Source organism: Photobacterium obscurum (assembly GCF_026191635.1).
Taxonomy (GTDB): domain Bacteria; phylum Pseudomonadota; class Gammaproteobacteria; order Enterobacterales; family Vibrionaceae; genus Photobacterium; species Photobacterium obscurum.
This window is the reverse complement of sequence record NZ_JAKRRW010000023.1, coordinates 1-19,328: the sequence shown is the minus strand read 5'-3', so window position 1 is coordinate 19,328 and position 19,328 is coordinate 1. Positions and strand designations below refer to the sequence as shown.

General features: G+C 50.0%; 12 protein-coding genes. 3 read left to right on the top strand and 9 right to left on the bottom strand.

Going from position 1 to position 19,328, the window contains the following annotated elements:
• Positions 1–31: 31 nt before the first annotated feature.
• From recD to MD588_RS21190, 4 genes are all read right to left on the bottom strand, one after another.
• A complete protein-coding gene (gene recD, locus MD588_RS21205) occupies positions 32–2,143 on the bottom strand; it encodes an exodeoxyribonuclease V subunit alpha (RefSeq protein WP_265699705.1) in 2,112 nt (703 codons plus the stop codon).
• Positions 2,136–5,738 (bottom strand): exodeoxyribonuclease V subunit beta, encoded by a 3,603-nt coding sequence (gene recB / locus MD588_RS21200; RefSeq protein WP_265699704.1) that lies wholly within the window; start codon positions 5,736–5,738, stop codon positions 2,136–2,138. The genes recD and recB overlap by 8 nt, the downstream gene beginning before the upstream one ends.
• Before the next feature lie 325 nt (positions 5,739–6,063).
• Positions 6,064–9,522, bottom strand: a complete 3,459-nt coding sequence (gene recC / locus MD588_RS21195; protein WP_265699702.1) for an exodeoxyribonuclease V subunit gamma — start codon at positions 9,520–9,522, stop codon at positions 6,064–6,066.
• A 135-nt stretch (positions 9,523–9,657) separates the two neighbouring features.
• A complete protein-coding gene (locus MD588_RS21190; protein WP_265699701.1) occupies positions 9,658–10,635 on the bottom strand; it encodes a TDT family transporter in 978 nt (325 codons plus the stop codon).
• Positions 10,636–10,776: 141 nt separating this feature from the next.
• Between MD588_RS21190 and MD588_RS21185 the strand changes: the two genes are divergently transcribed.
• Entirely contained in the window at positions 10,777–11,664 is an 888-nt protein-coding gene (locus MD588_RS21185; RefSeq protein ID WP_265699700.1) for a LysR family transcriptional regulator, read from the top strand.
• A gap of 20 nt (positions 11,665–11,684) precedes the next feature.
• Here MD588_RS21185 and MD588_RS21180 read toward each other — a convergent pair whose 3' ends face one another.
• Positions 11,685–12,371, bottom strand: a complete 687-nt coding sequence (locus tag MD588_RS21180; RefSeq protein ID WP_265699699.1) for a DNA-3-methyladenine glycosylase I — start codon at positions 12,369–12,371, stop codon at positions 11,685–11,687.
• Between the two features lie 83 nt (positions 12,372–12,454).
• Between MD588_RS21180 and MD588_RS21175 the strand changes: the two genes are divergently transcribed.
• Together MD588_RS21175 and dapD are read left to right on the top strand one after the other, a co-directional pair.
• On the top strand, positions 12,455–12,754 hold the full coding sequence (locus tag MD588_RS21175) for a YebG family protein (RefSeq protein ID WP_265699698.1): 300 nt from the start codon (positions 12,455–12,457) through the stop codon (positions 12,752–12,754).
• A 240-nt stretch (positions 12,755–12,994) separates the two neighbouring features.
• Entirely contained in the window at positions 12,995–14,026 is a 1,032-nt protein-coding gene (dapD, locus tag MD588_RS21170; RefSeq protein ID WP_265699697.1) for a 2,3,4,5-tetrahydropyridine-2,6-dicarboxylate N-succinyltransferase, read from the top strand.
• Between the two features lie 88 nt (positions 14,027–14,114).
• Here the strand turns inward: dapD and MD588_RS21165 are convergent, their stop codons facing one another.
• From MD588_RS21165 to MD588_RS21150, 4 genes are all read right to left on the bottom strand, one after another.
• Positions 14,115–14,441 (bottom strand): DUF2799 domain-containing protein, encoded by a 327-nt coding sequence (locus tag MD588_RS21165; RefSeq protein ID WP_265699696.1) that lies wholly within the window; start codon positions 14,439–14,441, stop codon positions 14,115–14,117.
• 71 nt (positions 14,442–14,512) lie between these two features.
• Positions 14,513–15,709: an MFS transporter gene (locus tag MD588_RS21160; protein ID WP_265699695.1), complete on the bottom strand. Its 1,197-nt coding sequence runs from the start codon at positions 15,707–15,709 to the stop codon at positions 14,513–14,515.
• A gap of 177 nt (positions 15,710–15,886) precedes the next feature.
• Positions 15,887–16,186, bottom strand: coding sequence for a hypothetical protein (locus MD588_RS21155; protein WP_265699694.1), 300 nt, complete (start codon positions 16,184–16,186; stop codon positions 15,887–15,889).
• A gap of 169 nt (positions 16,187–16,355) precedes the next feature.
• Positions 16,356–18,932 (bottom strand): FG-GAP repeat domain-containing protein, encoded by a 2,577-nt coding sequence (locus MD588_RS21150; protein ID WP_265699693.1) that lies wholly within the window; start codon positions 18,930–18,932, stop codon positions 16,356–16,358.
• Positions 18,933–19,328 lie beyond the last annotated feature (396 nt).

Below are 19,328 nucleotides of genomic sequence, written 5' to 3'. Positions count from 1 at the left end.
GACTCTTTTTCCCAACGTGACCTAATTGAAGTTAGCCAAGTAAACAGGCCAACCCGCTGGCCCGCTCAGTACGCAAACGCACGGCACGCTGAATAACATCCGGCTGAGCAAACAAATAGAGCTTCTCTTTGGCTCGGGTCACACCGGTATAAATCAGCTCGCGTGTTAGGATCGGGCTGAAATCGGCAGGCAATACCATCAACGTATCGGCAAACTCCGAGCCCTGAGATTTATGAATTGTCATGGCATAAACGGTTTCATGTTCAGGCAAACGGCTTGGTAACACGCTACGAATCGAACCGTCTGGCATTTCAAAGAAAACCCGTAGCTGCGGGTTATCGGGATTAGTCTTGCCATCAGTCATGGCAATACCGATATCACCGTTATACAAACCGAGACCATGATCATTGCGGATGATCATCACCGGGCGTCCTTCATACCAGGTTTCATCGGCCTGGCTCACTTTTCCAATCCGAACCAGTTCGCGTTCGATACGCTGGTTCAAGCCAACAACCCCAAAGTCCCCCTCTCGCAATGCACATAATAAGCGCACGGAAGAAAAAGCTTTCAGCACCTCTTTGGGCTCTTTGCTCTGCTCGATAGCGTCAAAATAGTCGCGATAAAAAGTCACCGTCATATTGATCATGGTCTGGTAACTTTCGGCGCTCAGCGGATAGTGATTGATATCTTTAAAACCATGCAGACACACTTGCTCAACATGGTATGGATTACCGTCATTAATCGCCTTTGCCAGCTTACCAATACCCGATTCGGCATGAAAACGATAACTCTTCTGCAGCATACACAGGCTATCTGCTACCGGACTAACGGTTTGCGTCTGCCCGGCAAACACATCCATCCCGGTTAGGTAACCGCCCGTTAGGTCAAAGCCCGTCAGCTGACTCAGCAACAGCCCCTGCTGTTGGCTATAGCCCTGACTGGCAAAAGCACAGATATCCCCCAATACCGCGCCGGCTTCTACCGACGCAAGCTGATCACGATCGCCCAGAAGGATCAGCTTGGCATGGGGGGGCATGGCATCCAGCAGACGAGCCATCATCGGTAAGTCGACCATGGAGGCCTCATCGACCACCAACACATCAAGGTGAAGGGGATTATCACGATGATGACGAAAATCGACCTGATTCGGCACCGAGCCCAACAGACGATGAATGGTGCTGGACTGGGTCGGGATGCGCTTTCGTACCTCGGGATCAACCGGCAGCGACTGGACCGCCATACCGATGGATTCCGTCAGGCGCGCCGCCGCTTTCCCCGTCGGAGCCACAAGTTTGATGTTCGGCGTCACCACCTCACCATTCGAACTGCCGTGCTCTGCCTGCATCACAAGCGCCGCCAGTAGTTTTGCCACCGTGGTGGTTTTACCTGTACCCGGGCCACCAGATATCACTGCAAACTGGCGGGTAATAGCCATCGCCGCCGCGACCTTCTGCCAGTTTAGGCAAGTCGCCAGAGGAACGAGCCCATCTAACGCTGAGAGTTCTTCCGCTTTGGTGGCTGCGGTAAGCACGACATCAATCTCGCTCCAGTTGAGCGACTCAGCCTGAACAACATCCAGCTTGTCGCACACTTCTTTCTGACGAGTTTCAGCAGTGTTAGCCTTGCCAGAGTCGGCCTTTTTGAGCTGCTGCAGCGCTTGATACAAATAGGTATAGGTGCGTGGAAACAATTCGTTCAGCACTGACGGCATAATGGCAGCAGGTTCTACCGACTGCGCCGTATGATGGAGCTTACTGGCGACTAGCTGCTCGAAATGCCAATAGCGATGCAGGTATAACCGGCCTCCGTCCAGAACCAGTGGCGTTGCCTGCTGCTCACAATTTGCGATATCCGATACAACCGGTAACTCTTTCAGCTCTGCCGCCCACAGCTCAGGCTCTGGCAGACCTTCCAACAAAGCGGCAGCCACCCGGCTTGGCAAACCAAACAAAGAGTGGGCTGTTATCTTATTAAGCATCAGGCAGACATGCCCTTTTCCCAGTTCATGGCTCACCAACGCCGCAACCAAAGCCACCAGCGAGGAATGAGGATCAGGGCTACGCTGCGCCACAAATTTGGCAAATTGATAATCTAACTGGCGCAATACACCCTGCTTGGTTAGATCCTGTAAACGCTTAAGCATCAATCTGCTCTCCATCAATTAATCGGTCTAGTTCGGCCAGTAGTGCTTCGGTTGGGCGGGCATGGAAAATACCGCTGTCACTGCCTGCTTCCATTCCCCGTAGGAACAGATAATAGACACCGCCAAAGTGGGTTTCGTAGTCATAATCTGGGATCCGGCTGCGCAGGAAGCGTTGCAGTGCAAGGGCATAGATTTGGTACTGCAGATCGTAACGGTGATCGCGCATGGCTTCGACCAACTGATCGCCCCGATAAACACTGGGATCATCACCTAAATGGTTCGATTTCCAGTCGAGTACGTAGTATTTCCCTTCATGTTCGAACACTAGGTCGATGAAGCCCTTGAGCATGCCGCTGACCGTTGCAAAGCCCAGCTCGCCGGCTTTTGCCGATACGTCATCATGCTTAGCAAGCACCTTGTTCAGCATCGCCGACGAAAGCAGCTCAATAGGTAGCAAAAACTCCATTTCGGTCAAGCGCTGGGAAGGCGTTTTGTCCACCAGCTTCATTCCCTTGCCGTCTAGCGAACTATTGAGCACATCCTCAATCAATTGCTGCAATACCGGCAGCCACACCAGATCATAGTTTTCTTTCTGCAGTAGATCTGTCAGGACAGCCACCGTTTCGGGGCTATCGACCGGTGCAGTAAATTCGACTTCTTCGAATACGGTATGCAGAAAGGTTCCCGGGCGCGCCCCGCGCGGGAAAGTATAAATCGAATATTCAGGCTCAAGCTCAACCGCCAGCTCTTCGCCGTCTGCCACCGCTTCCTCGGCCGACTCGATATCAAAGCCCGGTAAATCCAGGCTACTGTCATGGTGGGACTGGTGTCCCTGTTTGACCAGGCTGGAATAACTGGTCATCCACCAGTTACGCTCAATGCTGGTGGTAAACTGGCTAGGGGCAAGCTCAAGCGCTTCTTGCTCTGCCGGCTGCCACTTGGTATCTGTCAGTGCTGGCGGCTCGGCCACCGTTATCGCCGGCAGGCTCTCTGCCAGTTTGGCAAGAGCGAGCTCCAATCCCGCAATACCGCCTTCCTGACCATTTTGCACCAGGTGCCCCATCGCCGAATGGTGCAAGCCCGTCGGCTCCTTGGTACTGCGGCCTTTACGGATCGGTGCCATCCCGACGTAACAGCCATACACTGCACGGGTCAGGGCAACATAGATAAGACGCAAGTCTTCCGCCAAGCGTTCTTTATCAGCCTTTTCAATCGAGTCCGCCTGCTTGGAGATATCCAGCACGGTGAGGTTGGCTTCTTCGTCGTGATATTTTACTTCGCTTTTGCTATCAACTTCGCGGTAGCTACAGACGAACGGCATAAAGACCAAATCATATTCCAGACCTTTCGACTTGTGGATAGTGACGATCTGCACCAGATTACGCTCTGATTCCAGGCGCAGAATCTGATCTTCAGCATTGCCATTGGGTTCGGCGACATGCTCGGCCAACCAACGCAATAGCCCGTAGTCGCTGTCTAGGGTCTGGCTGGCTTCCTGAAGCAATTCGCCGATGTGCAGCAGATCGGTCAGACGCCGCTCACCGCCTTCCTCGGCAAGCAGGCGTTCGGCAATTTTGCACTTAGCCATGACACTGCGCAGCATCGGCATCACGCCTCGGCTCTGCCACAGCCTGCGATATTCTTTGAAGCTATTTACCGCAATTTCCCACTCATTTTCGTCGTTATTGAGCTTATCTAGCTCAACAGCGGTGAGTGCAAACAGGCTCGAGGCCAATGCCGCACGCAGCGCACGTTCATCTTCAGGTGTCAGCACGGCTTGTAACAAACGCTGAATGTCTGCCGCTTCCGCAGTTGAGAACACACTGTCTCGGTTCGACAGGTACACACTGGCAATGCCTTGCTCAGATAATGCCTTACGAACGAGTTTGCCCTCGTTACCGGTACGAACCAGCACCGCGATATCGCCGGCCTGAATCGGTTTCTTGCTGCTTTTATCCTGGAAAAATGCACTACCTTGCTGCGATTGGGTCAGAACCTTTTGGATTTGCGCAGCAGTTGCCTCGGCCATCGTCTGCTGATAGCTGCCTTTGGTTACAGGCTTGCCGTCTACACTGTCCTGATGCCAGAAAGTCAGGGCATGCTGGGCCTGGTTGTCGAGCCACCAGCTGCGTTCAGGCGCCTTGGGGCTATGGTTGACCGACAGGAACTGAATATCCTGATCATAGATAAACGGGCTGTCAGGCTGCTCAAAAACCGTGTTGACCGAGGCGATCATGTCGGCGGTCGAACGCCAGTTGGTATCGAGCGTGTAATGATCGTGCACCTGACGGCGGGCCTGAATATAGGTAAAGATATCTGCGCCACGGAAAGCATAAATTGCCTGTTTCGGGTCCCCGATCATAAACAGGCCGCACTCCGGCTTGCTGGTGTAGATACTGCTGAAGATACTGTATTGCAGCGGATCGGTATCTTGGAACTCATCGATCATCGCAACCGGATACTGGCTGCGGATCCGCTCTGCCAGCAGATCATCTTGATCGCTGTCGATCGCCGCTGAAAGCTGGGTCAGCAAGTCATCGAAAGAGAGCCAGCCTTTACGCTCCTTGGCCTTGGCCAGCAAGTCTCGGCATTGCTCAATCGCATGGGCCATCAGTGGGTCGCGCAAATTCGCGGGGTTATCCAGCAGCTCGGCAATCGCCACAAATACCGCATGCTCGGGGGCATCACCTTTGGTCGTTTTATCAATCAGGATCTGCTGGTGAAAACGATCCAGCTTATCGGGCAGATCATAACTGACGGTCGGCATCAACGCCCACTGACTCACCTGAGCCAACCAGGTCGGCAGGCTCTTTTTGGTATAGCTACGCTTGTTGACACCGGAATTGGCAATCAATGCCTCAAGGTCGGCTTCACTGTCACGCCAGAGTGCTTTGACATCATCAATACGCTGCATGTTCTGCTGGTGCAACTCGGCCAGTGAATCACTCATTGCCTCGACACTGAGCTTCACGGGCGCCCCAGTTAGGCTGCCGCCAATGTCTTTCAGCAATGCTGCCGGCGAAGACCACACATTGCGTACCTCGCTCGCCAAGGCATGCGGCAGATGATAGAAATTACGACGCCAATAGTCCGCCGCCACCAGGCTTTTGAGCTGGCTTTCATCGGTCACAAATTCATTATTGAAACGGCTACCAGATTCGAAGGCATTTTGGGTCAGCATCCGCTGGCAAAAACCATGAATGGTATAAATAGCCGCTTCATCCATTTGCCGTTCGGCCTGCAACAAAATGCTTGCGGCCGTTTTATGGTCGCTAATTTCCTCCAGCAACGGCTGGATAACCGGATCGTGGCTGACACCCCGACTGAATGCTAAACGGGCATCATGAATGCGCGCCCGAATACGGTCTCTCAGTTCAGCCGTTGCCGCTTCGGTAAAGGTTACAACCAGTATCTTATCGACGGTCAGTTCTGACGCATGACGAGTTTCAGCACTTCCGTGCCCCAATAACAAACGTAAATATAAACTCGCAATGGTGAAGGTTTTCCCCGTCCCCGCAGACGCTTCGATTAAACGCGCCCCATGCAGAGGGAAAGTCATTGGCTGCAGCTTGGTGGCAGCATTTGAATGATCCATTGATTGTATTTCCGAGTCTGGTTGCAAATAAAATAATACCGAAGCGGTTCACTACGTCTGCGACACCGCGAACACCCGCTTCGGCTTCAGTGATAAAGATCACATTAGCAATGTGATCAATCACTTATAAAGACTTTTCGACGAGTAGAATCCTATTTCATTCTACCAATGTGAGAACTTACTCACGGTTTACCAGATGTGGTTTGGTTAGTATCAGCGCCAGAAATTTGGTCTACCTCTGGACCTGTGGTCGTACAGCGAACACCCTACAAATAAGAATGATTTGCTGGCGGCCACACTACATTTCCTCCCTACACCACTTCCACTATTGTTCTACCGCTTCACTGTTTAATATCGCTGCCTGTAACACTCGTCCAGCTAGCTGAGATGCATCAACCGCCAGTTCGTCACTCCACTGCGGCCAGACACGGGCAATATAGCTGTCGGAGCCCTCGCCCGGAAACAGATACCCGTCACTGAAACTATCAGCCATTTTCTTCAGCGACTTTTCAATGGTCTCTTCGTCATCTTTCCAGCTGCCGTCACGGCCGATACAAGCCTGAATTCCAGCCAGGGCTGTTTTCGGGAAATAAGGCAGCGGTTGGTTCAATCCGTGGTAATACAACTCGACAACATCTTGCAGGTAACGCTGGGCCTGTTCGGCATCTACTTTCAGCAGTACAAGGTGCTTATCAGTACCGAGCAGGTGTGTCTGCTGACCATGGCCGCTTACCGCCAGACACAAGTGATCAAACCAGGCCGTTAGTTGATCCTGGGCGCGGATCTTGCCACTGCGATAGCGAACCAGGCCGGACTGGTAGCGTTGCTTCAACCAGCCTTGCAACCGGACCTCATGGCCATCGACATGGAAAGCAATATCCACCTCATGATCGTCAAGCGGGCTATTCACCAGCGGTAAAATCGTATCGGCCAGTGATACCACCTCAGCCCGTGTCGCCTCGAGATCGAGTTCACCGAAAGCGGCCACGGGTAAGTTACCAGCCGCTTTCTGTTCGGCAGCAAACGATGCAAAGACTTCGTCTTCGCAGTGATGATTGACTTTGGCATCAAGCAATAACGCCAACAGCTCATCACGCATCAAATAATTTTCCAGGCCATTTAATACAAATGGCTCATCATCTTCCATCACGCCCATCGGCGGCTCGAAAAACACTTTTAAGCGACGGTTAAAGAAGTAACGCACCGGCAGGCGCCAGAATCGCTGCAGTTCGGCCAGTTCAAGCACCAAGCTTTGCCCCGCTTCCAGCGGCTCGGCATCTAATGCCGTTACCTGGAACGCTTTGCTTGCCTCGCCTTCCCTTGCCGCTGCCGGCAACCATTCGGCAGCATAACTTGCATGCGCGCCAGAAAAGGCATTCGGGCTAAAAGGCACCAGCGGGTGGTGATGAATTAAGTGCTGTTTGATACGGTCAGCTGACTCATCAACCGGTTGAGCTTCGTCACCGGCCATGCAATATCCCTGCTGGCAATATTCCACCAGCTCGCTGACCAAGACCGACGGGACTTTTTCAGCGTTATCCTGAATCGAGCGACCGACATAACTGATATACAGAGTCTCCTGCGCCGACTGAATCGCCTCGAGGAACAAGTAGCGGTCATCATCACGGCGGGAACGATCACCCGCCTTGGTGCGCCCGTTCATGAGATCGAACCCTTCAGGAGCAATATTGCGCGGATAAGAGCCGTCGTTCATGCCCAGCAGACACACGACCTTGAACGGGATCGAACGCATAGGCATCAAGGTACAGAAGTTAACCTGTCCGGCAAGGAAGCGCTGGCTCACTCGCTCACCCGAGAGCTTATCTTGCAGGTACTGGGTCAGCACTGCCGGGGTGATCAAGGTCTGATAGCCGGCATCTTCGAGCTGTTCATGGAGGCGGTGCAGATTATCGCGGATTGATTTAAGCACCAGCTCGCCCTCCACTTCAACCGCAAAAAAGTCATCCAGCAGCTGATTGAGAATATCTGTCCAGGCCGCGACGGTCTGCGACTGGGCCAGCTTTTCGCGGTAGTCGATCAGGCTATCGATGAATCCAGCCAGTTGTCCGGCCAATTCCGCATCGAGCCCCTGCACTTGTTCATAGGCAGAAATACCATCAAACAGGCCGGCACTGTGGGGCATGGCATAGCCCAGCAGCATACGCTGGATCCCAAACAGCCAGGTATTCTGGTTCTGCTCGGGCAGTTCAAACTGACAGGCGGTCTGCCCATCTAGCCCCCAGCGGACACCGGCTTCTTCTATCCAGCGCTTAATTTTCTCGAAGCTATCGCCGTCAAAGCCAAACTTGTTCATAACTGCCGGCACTTCCAACAGCTCCAGCAATTCCGAAGCGTTACAACGACTTTCCGGCAGGGTCAACAGGCGCAGGAAAGCCAGTAAGATCGGATTTTCCTGCTCCGCAGTCCGGTCAGAGATGGAAAACGGAATATAGCGGTTGCCCGGGGCATTGCCGAACACGGCCTGGATCGCCGGGCTATAGGCATTGATGTCCGCCACCATCACAATCACATCACGCGGCTTCAGACCATTCGCGCTTTCGGCCTCGAACATCGCCAATAGTTTGTCGTGTAGGACTTCCACTTCACGCATCGGACTGTGACAGGCATGGATTGACAGTGAGTGATCACCAGCCTCAACGGGGAGTTTATGGTGGCTCGAATCCAGAATTTCGTCATTCTGACGGTCTTCCAAATTCAAAATATCGGCCTGAATAGCATGCAGCAGCGTGTCTGGTTCGATATCCACAAAGGCTTCAACCTCCTGCGCCTGCATTTCTGACAACAGATACAGGTTATCCCGCCCCAGCTTGCCCATCGAGGCTAGCAGGCTGTTGCCCACGACTTCGTGGTGCATATCAGCGACACCGCCAGCATCAAGTACATTGTCCTCAATACTGCCTTTTAGCGGCTCAATTCGCTCGCCGATTTCGCTGTGATCATCGAGCCATTTCACTTGCAGGCGCTGCTTGGCGGCAAGCCGGGCGAGGTATTTACGGTCGCGCACCTCCCCCCAGTAATAGCGGCAAGGGTTGGTAAACATCAGGTGGACATCAATGTGTTCCCCCAGTGCGGCAAGTGCATCTAAATAACGCGGTGGCAATGAGGAAATGCCAAACACAAACAGCCGCTGGGGCAGTTCAGGCGGCAAAGTTCCGCTGTTGGCGTAGTTTTCCAGTGTTTCAATAAAGTGTTCGTACAGGTTGGCACGGTGATAAGGCGACTGGCCCAACTCTAGCGTGTGATCATACAGCGCCTGCCACAGAATTGGCTGCCACGGGTGTTCACCCTCCAGCTCAGAGACGGTTTCACCCGCTTCCCATAGCTGGATCCACTCGGGGCGGTATACCAAATATTGGTCGAAGATATCTGCAATTTTCTCGGCCAGCTGATAAACCTTGAGGCTATCGCTATCGTTTTCCAAATAACGTTTAAGCGGCTCAAACTCGGGCTGCTCTAATTGCTGGGGCAGTACCTGCATCAACTTCCAGGTCATCGCCTCTTTGTTGAACGCACTTCGCTCCGGCACATCATCCAGTACCTGGGTAAACATTGTCCAGATATAGGTCGCAGGCAGCGGGAATTCAATATTGGCAGCCACACCAAACGACTTCGCCAATTCCATCTTGAGCCATTGGGACATACCCGGGCTTTGAACCAGAATTTGTTCTTGCTCGAACGGGTTGTCGAGAGGATTGAGGCGGATCAATTCAACTAATAACGATTTGAGCAGATCCAGCTGATTGGAGTGATAAACAGTAAACACGCAGATATCTCACGAACAGAGAAAATTACAACGATTGTCTACCAATAAGCTACTTGCTGCAAACACAAAAGGCCCGGCAGTCCGCGTATTTTTACGGGGCGAAAAATCCGGGCAAGATACATAGAGAGAGACGAATTACGCCCCCTGAGCTTGCAGCTTGAGCAACTTGGTGATCGGGCGGTAATGGGCGAGATAGCGCAGCGCAACATAACTCACCACCGCCGTTGCCACATATAGTTCAATCGTCGCGAGGGCATGTACTTGGTTGATATAGTGCGCAGCAAAACCAAAACCGCTCATCCAGGCCACCACCTTGAACAAGGCCGTTACACTGATCACCATAGGGAAAGTAAATGCAGCATAGCCAGGGCTGAAAGGCAGGCGCAGCAGACGATAAAAGGCCACATAAATCACAAAGGTCATCAGTACCGCTATTCCCACCAGCAGGCCAATTACAACCGGAGATGGCTCTTGCATCACTGTCAGGTAACCGGCTAATGACAGGCTAGCAGGTGCCGCCATGATGGCTATCGTTGGTTTAGCGGCATCGGGAATTTCATGGCTGAAAATCAAACGGTAAATCATCACTGGCAGCATCACGGCATACACGGCCATACCGAAGTACAACGCCCCTTCGGCGATCGGCAACAGTACCCCTCCCGGAAAGGAGACATCTGCGACAATAATGCCAATAGGCGGAACAAACCAGCTCGGCACCATATGGTGAAGTTCAAAGTCGACCACTCGGTGATACGCAAACAGCACGAGGAAAATCAGGTGCAGGATCACGGCAAACAACCACAACGCCTGCCCGGCATCAGGGGCAAACTGCCCGACAGCATTCGACACCACCATAATGCCCATGGCAAAAGTAGGCACCACACTGCCTACCACCGGATGAGTCAGGTCATTCCACAATAGCTTAGGATGACAAAGAAACTTGATCAGCAGTATAGACAGTAACACCGAGGCTATAGCCGCCCCCATCAACTGACCATAGCCATGAAGATCGGCACCGTTTTCCCAGCACCAGCCAAGGCTTGCAATCCCTAGTGCCAAACCCGCCATCGGCGTTGGCGCTCCTGCGACTTTTTTCTTTGTAGCCTGGATCATCTTTCTCACTCCGTTTTCTGCGGCCCGAAAGCCAACAAAAACACTGTCTTCTGAATACCCGATGAGTGTATGTAACTTGAATCGTTTATAATATTTGAATATTTTTAAATTAACTTTAAGCAATACTGAACAAGGAACGAAATGAATATTGCACTCAAGCAGCTCAGGGTGTTTGTTACCGTTGCCCAGGAGCGGACGATCACCGCTGCCGCCGAGAAGCTCTTTCTCTCCAAGCCTGCTGTCAGTATGGCGCTGTCTGAGCTTGAAAAGCACCTCGGACACAAGCTGTTCGACCGCAATAACAACCGGCTGATCATCAATGAACAGGGAAAGCGCCTGCTTCCCCTAGCTGATGAACTGCTGGCCCGCAGTCATGCTATTGAACAATTGTTTGATCAGACTGGTCCGGTAACCGGTCAGCTCAAGATTGGCTCCAGCGACACCGTAGGCAATCAGGTAACCCCCTTCTTGCTGCGTGATTTTCGTGCCAGCAGCGAACATAGCGATCAGTCGCTATTTATTTCCAATACCGCCCAAATCTGCCATAAACTGAGCGAGTTTGAGCTAGATGTCGGTCTGGTCGAAGGCAAGGTGCAACAACAGGATCTGATCGTCCAACCCTGGCTGAACGATGAAATGGTAGTAGCATGCCACCCCGATCACCCCTTGACCAAGATCGACAATCTTAGTTTGTCAGATCTGGAACATTCACGATGGATTTTGCGCGAACCGGGTTCGGGCACGCGAGAGTTCTTTCTTAACCGGATTGCCCCAAGGCTGGAAGAATGGCAGCAGGCGTTCGAGCTCAATACCACCGAAGCTATAATTAACTGTGCCGCGGCGGGACTGGGGATCACCTGCCTGTCACGTTTGGCGGTAGAACATGCGGTGCAAGATAACCGTTTAGTGACTCTCAGTCTTCCGCTGGATATGCACCGCCAGTACTGGATGCTCTATCACAAAGAAAAGTACCAGAGCCCGTTGCTAAAGCTATTTCTGGATTTCTGTCAGCACTGGACCCTGAATTAGGTAGCTCACCGAGCCCCCACTCAGACTCGGTTGTCACCTTGGCTAAAAGCAATAACCTGGCTGATCTGGCACATCGGGCGGCCAGACTCCTGTTGCCAGTCGCTAAACGCCAGCTGAGTCGCCAGTTGCGACTTCTGTGTATCTCGACCACCGTCAATCACGCCAGTATTACGCAAGTAGGCTTCAACATCATGGCTAAGAATAAAGGTATCTTTGCCCATGATCCTCAGTGTGTATGGCCCGGTATTACCGCCAAGTCGCTTACCGTGCTTTTTCAGGTAACGCCATAAGCCGGTGATATCCTCGGCTGGCCAGTCGGCGACCATCGCTGCAAACGAACCATGCTCCAAAGATGCATCATGAATCATATGGGCATTCTCGGGAATGGTCATCACCTTGCCTAAGTGACGAATGATTGCCGGGTCGGTTGCTTTGCGCTCCCACATCTCGGTCGGCATCAACAACATTTTTTCGATGTCAAAACCGAAAAAAACCTCTTCAAAATTGGGCCATTTATTCCGAACCACTTTCCAGCTCATCCCCGACTGAAATACCTTCTGGGTAAACGCAGCCAACCAGCGATCATCAGGAATTGCTCTTAACTCTTGAGCAGTTAAAGGCGTACTCAGCAAGCTTTCCAGTTCGGCCTCGCCGCCTTTCCTTTCGGCTGCTCGAGCATAAATATGGATAAATTTTTCTCGCACCATCACATTAACACGCTTATCACTGGACAGAAGCAGCCATACTACTGTATAAGCAGCCAGTAAATCAATTTCGGGAGAGGGTGACCATGGCTGTTATCGTCAAATATGTGGTTGAGCGCAACGGAGAAGAAAAGATGACTTTCACCTCTAAATCCGAAGCCGACGCATACGACAAGATGCTGGATATGGCTGACGAGATGTTTACTTTACTAAGCGAAAGTGAGCTGTTCGAAGATGAAGCCAAGCAAGAAGAACTATCGCTGTTCTTGGCGCAAAAACGTGAAGAAGTATTGATTGCACTGGGTGCCAAAAAGAAAGCGGCGCCAAAAAAGAAAGTAGCAAAGCCTGAAGCTGTTGCCGAACAGCCACAGGATGATGCGGCTTAATCTTAGCTGCTGATGACTTCAACATGAATAAACCTCCATTTAGGAGGTTTTTTTATGCATAAAAAAACACTTAATAACTGTTTATAGCCTTGCTTTGGCAATAATTTCGTCATTTTTCACTGATTATCTGCTCCCCCCTTCAATATCATGCCAACTGTCATTATGATGGTTTCAAATCGTATACAATCTGCCTGCGTTGCAACGCAGCGCTCAAAACGTTTACATGGAGAACGATCAATAATGGCCAGCTTTTCACTTGCCCTAGGTACCGCGACTAAAAACCGTGACGGTAAAATCATTGAAGCTTTCTTCCCAACACCAGTCCTGAATCCATCAGATGAGCTGGTAGCTACAGTAGCAACCGTTGTTGACTACAAAGAAGGCAACCAGGCTATTGAGGTCACTTCGGCTCAGTGTGCAGATCTAGCTGCAGCATTTACCGCTGCGGGAGATGAAAAAAGTGCGCAGTTTGCGACCAAAGCCGCTCAGTCTACGCAGCCACTGGTTATTGTGATTCTAGCCACCGACGAAGCACCAACTTCTGTTGCAGAGGGCTTCCTGAAGCTGCAACTTATCTCTAACCGTCTGGTTAAGCCTCACGGCACCGTTCTGGATGGTATCTTCGGCCTGCTGCACAACATTGCCTGGACTAGCCAAGGACCAATCGATCTGCCAGAGCTCGCCGAGCGCCAGATTGAAGCGCGCCTGAACGGCGAAGTGCTGACCGTCGACTGTGTCGACAAATTCCCGAAAATGGTCGACTACGTGGTGCCTGCAGGTGTTCGTATTGCTGATACCTCTCGTGTCCGTCTTGGTGCACACGTGGGCGAAGGTACAACCGTTATGCACGAAGGCTTCATCAACTTCAACGCCGGTACTACGGGCGTAAGCATGGTAGAAGGCCGTATCTCGGCTGGTGTAATGGTCGGTGAAGGTTCTGATATCGGTGGCGGTGCCTCTATCATGGGGACGCTAAGCGGCGGCGGCAAGGTTGTTGTCTCTATCGGTGAAAACAGCCTGCTGGGTGCAAACGCCGGTCTTGGTTTCCCGATGGGCGACCGCTGTACAATTGAATCAGGCCTATACGTAACTGCTGGCTCGAAAGTTCGCATGCTAGATAAGAACGGTCAGGAAGTGGAAGTCGTGAAAGCTCGCGAGCTTGCTGGCGTATCTGACCTTCTATTCCGCCGTAACTCTATGACTGGTCAGATCGAGTGTCTGGCAAACAAATCAGCGGTAGAGCTGAACAGCGAACTACACAGCAACAACTAAAGCTTTGGTTGTCTGCTACTAAAAATGGCTGCCGAGGCAGCCTTTTTGTTACGTGCAATATCAGCCATACCCATAGATAAACCAACAACTAATACCCCCTATCAATAAGACCATAGCTGCTTTGGTTATTCCTACACTCATCTGGGTAATCAGGGTTTACTACGGTATCGACACTTTTCTTACCGCTACAATATTCAAACCGCCCTTGCAGATAGCCAGCACGGTACTTCTCATACTCCGTCTCCGTCATTGCGCCTTGCTTACTCAGACGTTTTTTATCCCACTCCTGATAACCTTGCTCACCGTGATACACCCCTAGCTGCTCCCACTCTTGCTTCTGCGACAGTTCCTTTTCATATTTACTGACACAGGCGGTCAATGCGATAACTGCGGCCAGGCAAATTAACCTCAGCATAAAATCACCCTCTGTGGGATTATCGTCTCTGCTGTTAAGTATGGACTAAATTTCTGTACCTATATGGGCGGTTAATTCAATGCAGCAACAGCTTCCCGTCCCTGCTCGCTTCGTGAACCGAGGTGTACCAAAACCACCCCAATGCCTGAAGCAACCAGCATTAGCCCGCCCAAATGCCATGCCTCGCTGATCCCGAGCTTGAGCAAAGCACTACTCAATAGCGAAGCAAAGACCATCTGGCAGGCACCTGACAATGCTGAAACCGTCCCCGCTTTATTGCCATAGGGCACCAACAATAACGATTGGGCGCAAGGAAAAGCCATCCCGTTGGCCATCGCCAGCAAGAAGTGTCCGCAGCTCATCCAGATAGGCTCTACGGGAGCCAAGAGCAACACAGTACCGGCAACAAAGTGAACAACGGGCGCAAGTTGAAGGATCTTTTGTGTCCCTAATACTGGCCGCAGGCGTTGGCACACAATCCCACCACTCAACAAACCGAAGGCAGGGACCATCGCCCACAATGCATACTCATCAGAGGGCATCCCAATCTGCACCTGCATAATAAACGGCATCAGCGAGATAGAAATCACCACCAAGGAGAAGTTAATCCAACCAAGACCGGCAAATGTAAGGAAGTGCCTTTCCTTCATCAGGGAAAAATACGAAATCACCAGTTTACCGACAGACTGCGGTTTTGAAGTCGTGTTGAGCGTTTCTTTGAAGGTCAGCAGCAAGACTAACCATATCACCATGATATAGCCCAGCAGCAGAATAAAGACAGCAAGCCAACCTGAATAGTGGTTTACGATCCCACCAATCACAGGCGCAACAATCGGTGTAAACGCAGCTACGATGGCAACCCAGGTCATCGCCTTAACCAGGTCGTGGCTTTGATAGCTATCACGTATTGTCGCCCTGGCAAGCACAGCAACACTACCGGCCCCTAGTCCCTGAACAAAGCGACCGGCCAGCAACCAATTAAACGAATCCGCATGTGTCACCGCCAGTGTGAGACCAAGAAGAGCAATGAGCAAGCCAGACAGCAAGACCGGACGGCGGCCAAAAACATCAGACATGGGGCCGTAAACCAGTTGGGAGGGGCCAAAACCCAGCAAATAACCAGAAACCAATAGCTGCGCCTGCTCCGATGTGATCCCCAGATCTTGCGCGATCCACGGCAGAGAAGGAAAAATTAATCCCAAGCTAAGCTGACCGATACTGACGATCAGACATGCCAGCAACAGCGGCTTCCAGTTAAATCTACTCATAGCTCTCCTTATTAAAAACCACGCCCTGAATAATTTTTCAGGCGCTACTCTTATTATGCACGTTATATTTCAAACGATAAGCGGCGTGGCATTAAGGGATACTTTCCTGCTGGGACATAGTAGCAGCCGCTCAGTGATTTTCTAAGCGGCCAAATCTGATAGAAAGAATTAGATGGTTTATTTATTGATGATGTAAGTAAAGGGGTTGGAGAAAGAAAACTTGCTACCGCTGGTGCTAACCCGACCTTGTTTCATGGCAACAATCACTTCTTTCTGAATCCGGATGAGCGAAAAGAAGCGAACGACCATAAACACAATAAACACTGGCATAATGATCTGGGTGATCGGGGCTGACTGCAGGACAAGATCATTCATCAACCATACCGCCAGCATTACTAACATGGCATAAAGCGAGTGCGGTTTCAGAACAATAGTAATGTTTTCAGCAGACTCTTTACGCTCGAAGAAAAACGTCATGGCTAACTCTCATCGTAACAAACTAATGAGCCTAACCCTCTCACAACTTCCTATCAGATGACAAGCAAAGCACAGAGCGTCGGTTCAAAGAGTTGTAAATGAGTGTGTTTGATAGAGCTAAGAGATTGAGATGAAAATGGCAGCCGAAGCTGCCATTCATTCTGTCTTGTTATTGAACTGGTGTATTCAAGTAGGTGACAAACCCCTCATCACCCATCATGACAACATCCATATGACCATCATCATTAAGGTCTCCCATAAACTGTTGGCTTCTTCGACTAAAAGGAGTATCACTGAAAATCGTTTGCTCTGAGAACGTCTCATTGCCTTGATTGATATAGGCGTGGTAAACCTCTTCACTTCCAACATCAGTCAATGGTCGCATAACTATAATATCCTGAAGACCGTCGTTATTAAGGTCGGTAGCAACCCCCGTTAAACCGTTAACACCTACAGACTGACCAATGTAAAAGGTGCCTTCTCCGTCATTAATATAAAGTTGATTTGGGAGTTCGGCTCCATCACCAGACTCAAATTGGATTTGAGTTGCAAATAGATCAATATCTCCATCATTATCAAAATCAGCAGCTAAAAGGTTAACTTTAGGATCTAAATGACGTGAGCCATTTGCATTACCTTTGCGGCCAACATTTATTGAAACCGACTGAGCTAGTTTATCAAAATCACCTTTTCCATTATTGATAAGAACCTCTCCAGCGGCATGATATGCTCCACCCGTAATAATATCTGGTGCCTTATCACCATTTACATCAGCAACTGTAAACGCATTAGATTGTTGAGAAGTGAGTCTTTGCTGACCCTGTTCAAATATCCCTTTGCCATTATTGGTAAAAACACGAAGGTCTGCGTTCATAAAGCTTAATGAGGTTACAAGATCCAAGTCTCCGTCACCGTCTATATCACTGAACTTCGCATCAGCTTCTTGTAAGTAAGGAACATTGAACTTTTGGCCAGGAGTAAAGTGGCCATTATTATTGATATACAATTGATGAAAATGCGGATCTGGGCTATCCCAATCAGATCCATCCATAAGAAGAAGATCACTGTCACCATCACCATCGATATCAGCAGCCACAACCTTCCATGCCTCGCCCCACTCAATCAGTAACGATGGCTTTGAAAATTGACCTGTTCCATCATTTTCAAGGTAATAAATATTTGCGTTTGGTCCTGGATAAACGACGTCCAAATCTCCATCATTGTCCACATCGACTAGAGCCAGTGAATTATGATCCTCTACTGATGCCTCGATGAATTGATTTTTTTGGAAATTCCCCACTTCAGGAACATCGCTTTCATTTAAATAAATCACCTTATTGACAATAGAAAGAGCCTCTATCGCCAATGATGTGCTTTTAGTCAATATCCCTTGCTCAGCCTTAATATTATATTCACCCGCAACTAAATGAGCTTTAATCGAACCAGTACTGTATTCATCCCCCGTCAGGCCTATCAGCTTGTCACCCACATACACCTTCACTCCAATGGCAGGCTGTAAGTCCTGGTCCAAGACATTTAGCATCAAAGTGCCCAACACTCGACCTGTGACAATACTTTCGCGTTTCAGCTCAAGCTTACAGCCCAATGTCTGGTTAAGCTCAACATTAATCGAGGTATTACAACTGGCGAATGGTACTGAGTTAAACTGTTCAGATGCCTCGCTCACTTTATGGAATGCCAGATAGGCAGTAACTTTGTCCTGGCCACCAGTTTCAAACAAATCGCTTGCTTTGTAGATACCGTTTTCATCACGTACGGTCAGCACTTTTTCCTGGACAGGAACATTGTCCCCACCCAGGCGAACGATCAGTGCTAACTCCTGTGCCGAACCGACTTCATTAACCACTTCAGCTGGTACGGTAAAGGTAAATGTGCCCTTATCTTTAAGCGGAGTAAGGTTTAGATTCACATCAGCCTGAAGAGGAATGACATCCATTTTAGCGTCTTCACCTTCAACGAAATTTACCGAATTGTTCTGATCTTCATTTTTACCGACCATCAAATCGCCATCATAAAGACGCATAGCCAGTTGATACTCACCCGGCTCAACATTCATGATTAACTCGGCAATACCGGTTTCTTTATTGATGGTATAAACCGTCTCGTCTTTTCCGTTGATAGACAAACCGAACTGCGGATTACTTAGAACAACAAGATCTTCTGCAGGCCAGGAAAACTTCAAAGTAGAGACGTACTGGATCTGCCCAAAGTCACTAATGGTATCGCCTAAATTAGGCAACAGGACAAAATCAATCTCAGGAGTTTCACCGTCAATGATTTCTTCACCAAGAGCCTCCGCCATATATTGATTCTGCTTGCCGTCTTTCGACGTCAGCAGCAAGACAAAGTCGTAACTTCCCGGCTTGAGAGTAAGTGCGCGATGCGAAATAGTCTCGACATTGCCCTCACTATCGACCTTTTGGGTCATCGGCCAGTCAAACACTTGTTTATCCTTCGTGAGAATATTGGTGACTTCCAGTTTCCCGTCATAACCATGGGCCTGAGTCTGACTTTTCGTCTGTACCGGTGCCAAGTAACGTAAAGCAACTTGCTGTGACTGTTCCTTTTCAATGGTCTGTAAATAAGTAGCCGCAAACGTGCTATTTACCACCAATGAATCAGCAACTTTTGAGTCCTTATTCGTTGCATCACTTCCTTCACCACAACCGATAAGCAACAAACTCAGAATTGCGCTACCTAGCCATTGTTTTTTTGTTTTATGCATAGTTATTCTTGATTTATATATTAACAACAGTGCGCAACAGTGCGCATAAAATAAAAGCACGAGAAACTACCATAAACACTATTAAAACAAAAGGTTAAGTCCAATAAAGGGAGCAAAAAATTACTTAGCTTCTATCATTCATCAATTTATCAATGAAGATATGAGGATAATACGCATGATTGACACATTTAACAGCAGAAGGTGTGACAAGTGGAAATGCAGTAGTATGCACTATAAGAGATTAAAGACAGATAATGCGGCTATTGAGACTTATTGATAAGTAACGGATGGCAGGGATCGCATGACGAGCAGGCCTCCCTGCGGGACTCATTCGACCGGAGGGCGAACATATTAGACAGATGTAAAAAAGCCCGAGTCTTTCGACTCGGGCTTAGT

Bases quoted from the DNA above. Each gene is read 5' to 3' on its own strand.
- MD588_RS21165 (WP_265699696.1), bottom strand. From the start codon at position 14,441: ATGCTGAGGTTAATTTGCCTGGCCGCAGTTATCGCATTGACCGCCTGT.
- recD (WP_265699705.1), bottom strand. From the start codon at position 2,143: ATGCTTAAGCGTTTACAGGATCTAACCAAGCAGGGTGTATTGCGCCAG.
- recB (WP_265699704.1), bottom strand. From the start codon at position 5,738: ATGGATCATTCAAATGCTGCCACCAAGCTGCAGCCAATGACTTTCCCT.
- MD588_RS21150 (WP_265699693.1), bottom strand. From the start codon at position 18,932: ATGCATAAAACAAAAAAACAATGGCTAGGTAGCGCAATTCTGAGTTTG.
- MD588_RS21190 (WP_265699701.1), bottom strand. From the start codon at position 10,635: ATGATCCAGGCTACAAAGAAAAAAGTCGCAGGAGCGCCAACGCCGATG.
- MD588_RS21185 (WP_265699700.1), top strand. From the start codon at position 10,777: ATGAATATTGCACTCAAGCAGCTCAGGGTGTTTGTTACCGTTGCCCAG.
- MD588_RS21155 (WP_265699694.1), bottom strand. From the start codon at position 16,186: ATGACGTTTTTCTTCGAGCGTAAAGAGTCTGCTGAAAACATTACTATT.
- dapD (WP_265699697.1), top strand. From the start codon at position 12,995: ATGGCCAGCTTTTCACTTGCCCTAGGTACCGCGACTAAAAACCGTGAC.
- MD588_RS21160 (WP_265699695.1), bottom strand. From the start codon at position 15,709: ATGAGTAGATTTAACTGGAAGCCGCTGTTGCTGGCATGTCTGATCGTC.
- MD588_RS21180 (WP_265699699.1), bottom strand. From the start codon at position 12,371: ATGGTGCGAGAAAAATTTATCCATATTTATGCTCGAGCAGCCGAAAGG.
- MD588_RS21175 (WP_265699698.1), top strand. From the start codon at position 12,455: ATGGCTGTTATCGTCAAATATGTGGTTGAGCGCAACGGAGAAGAAAAG.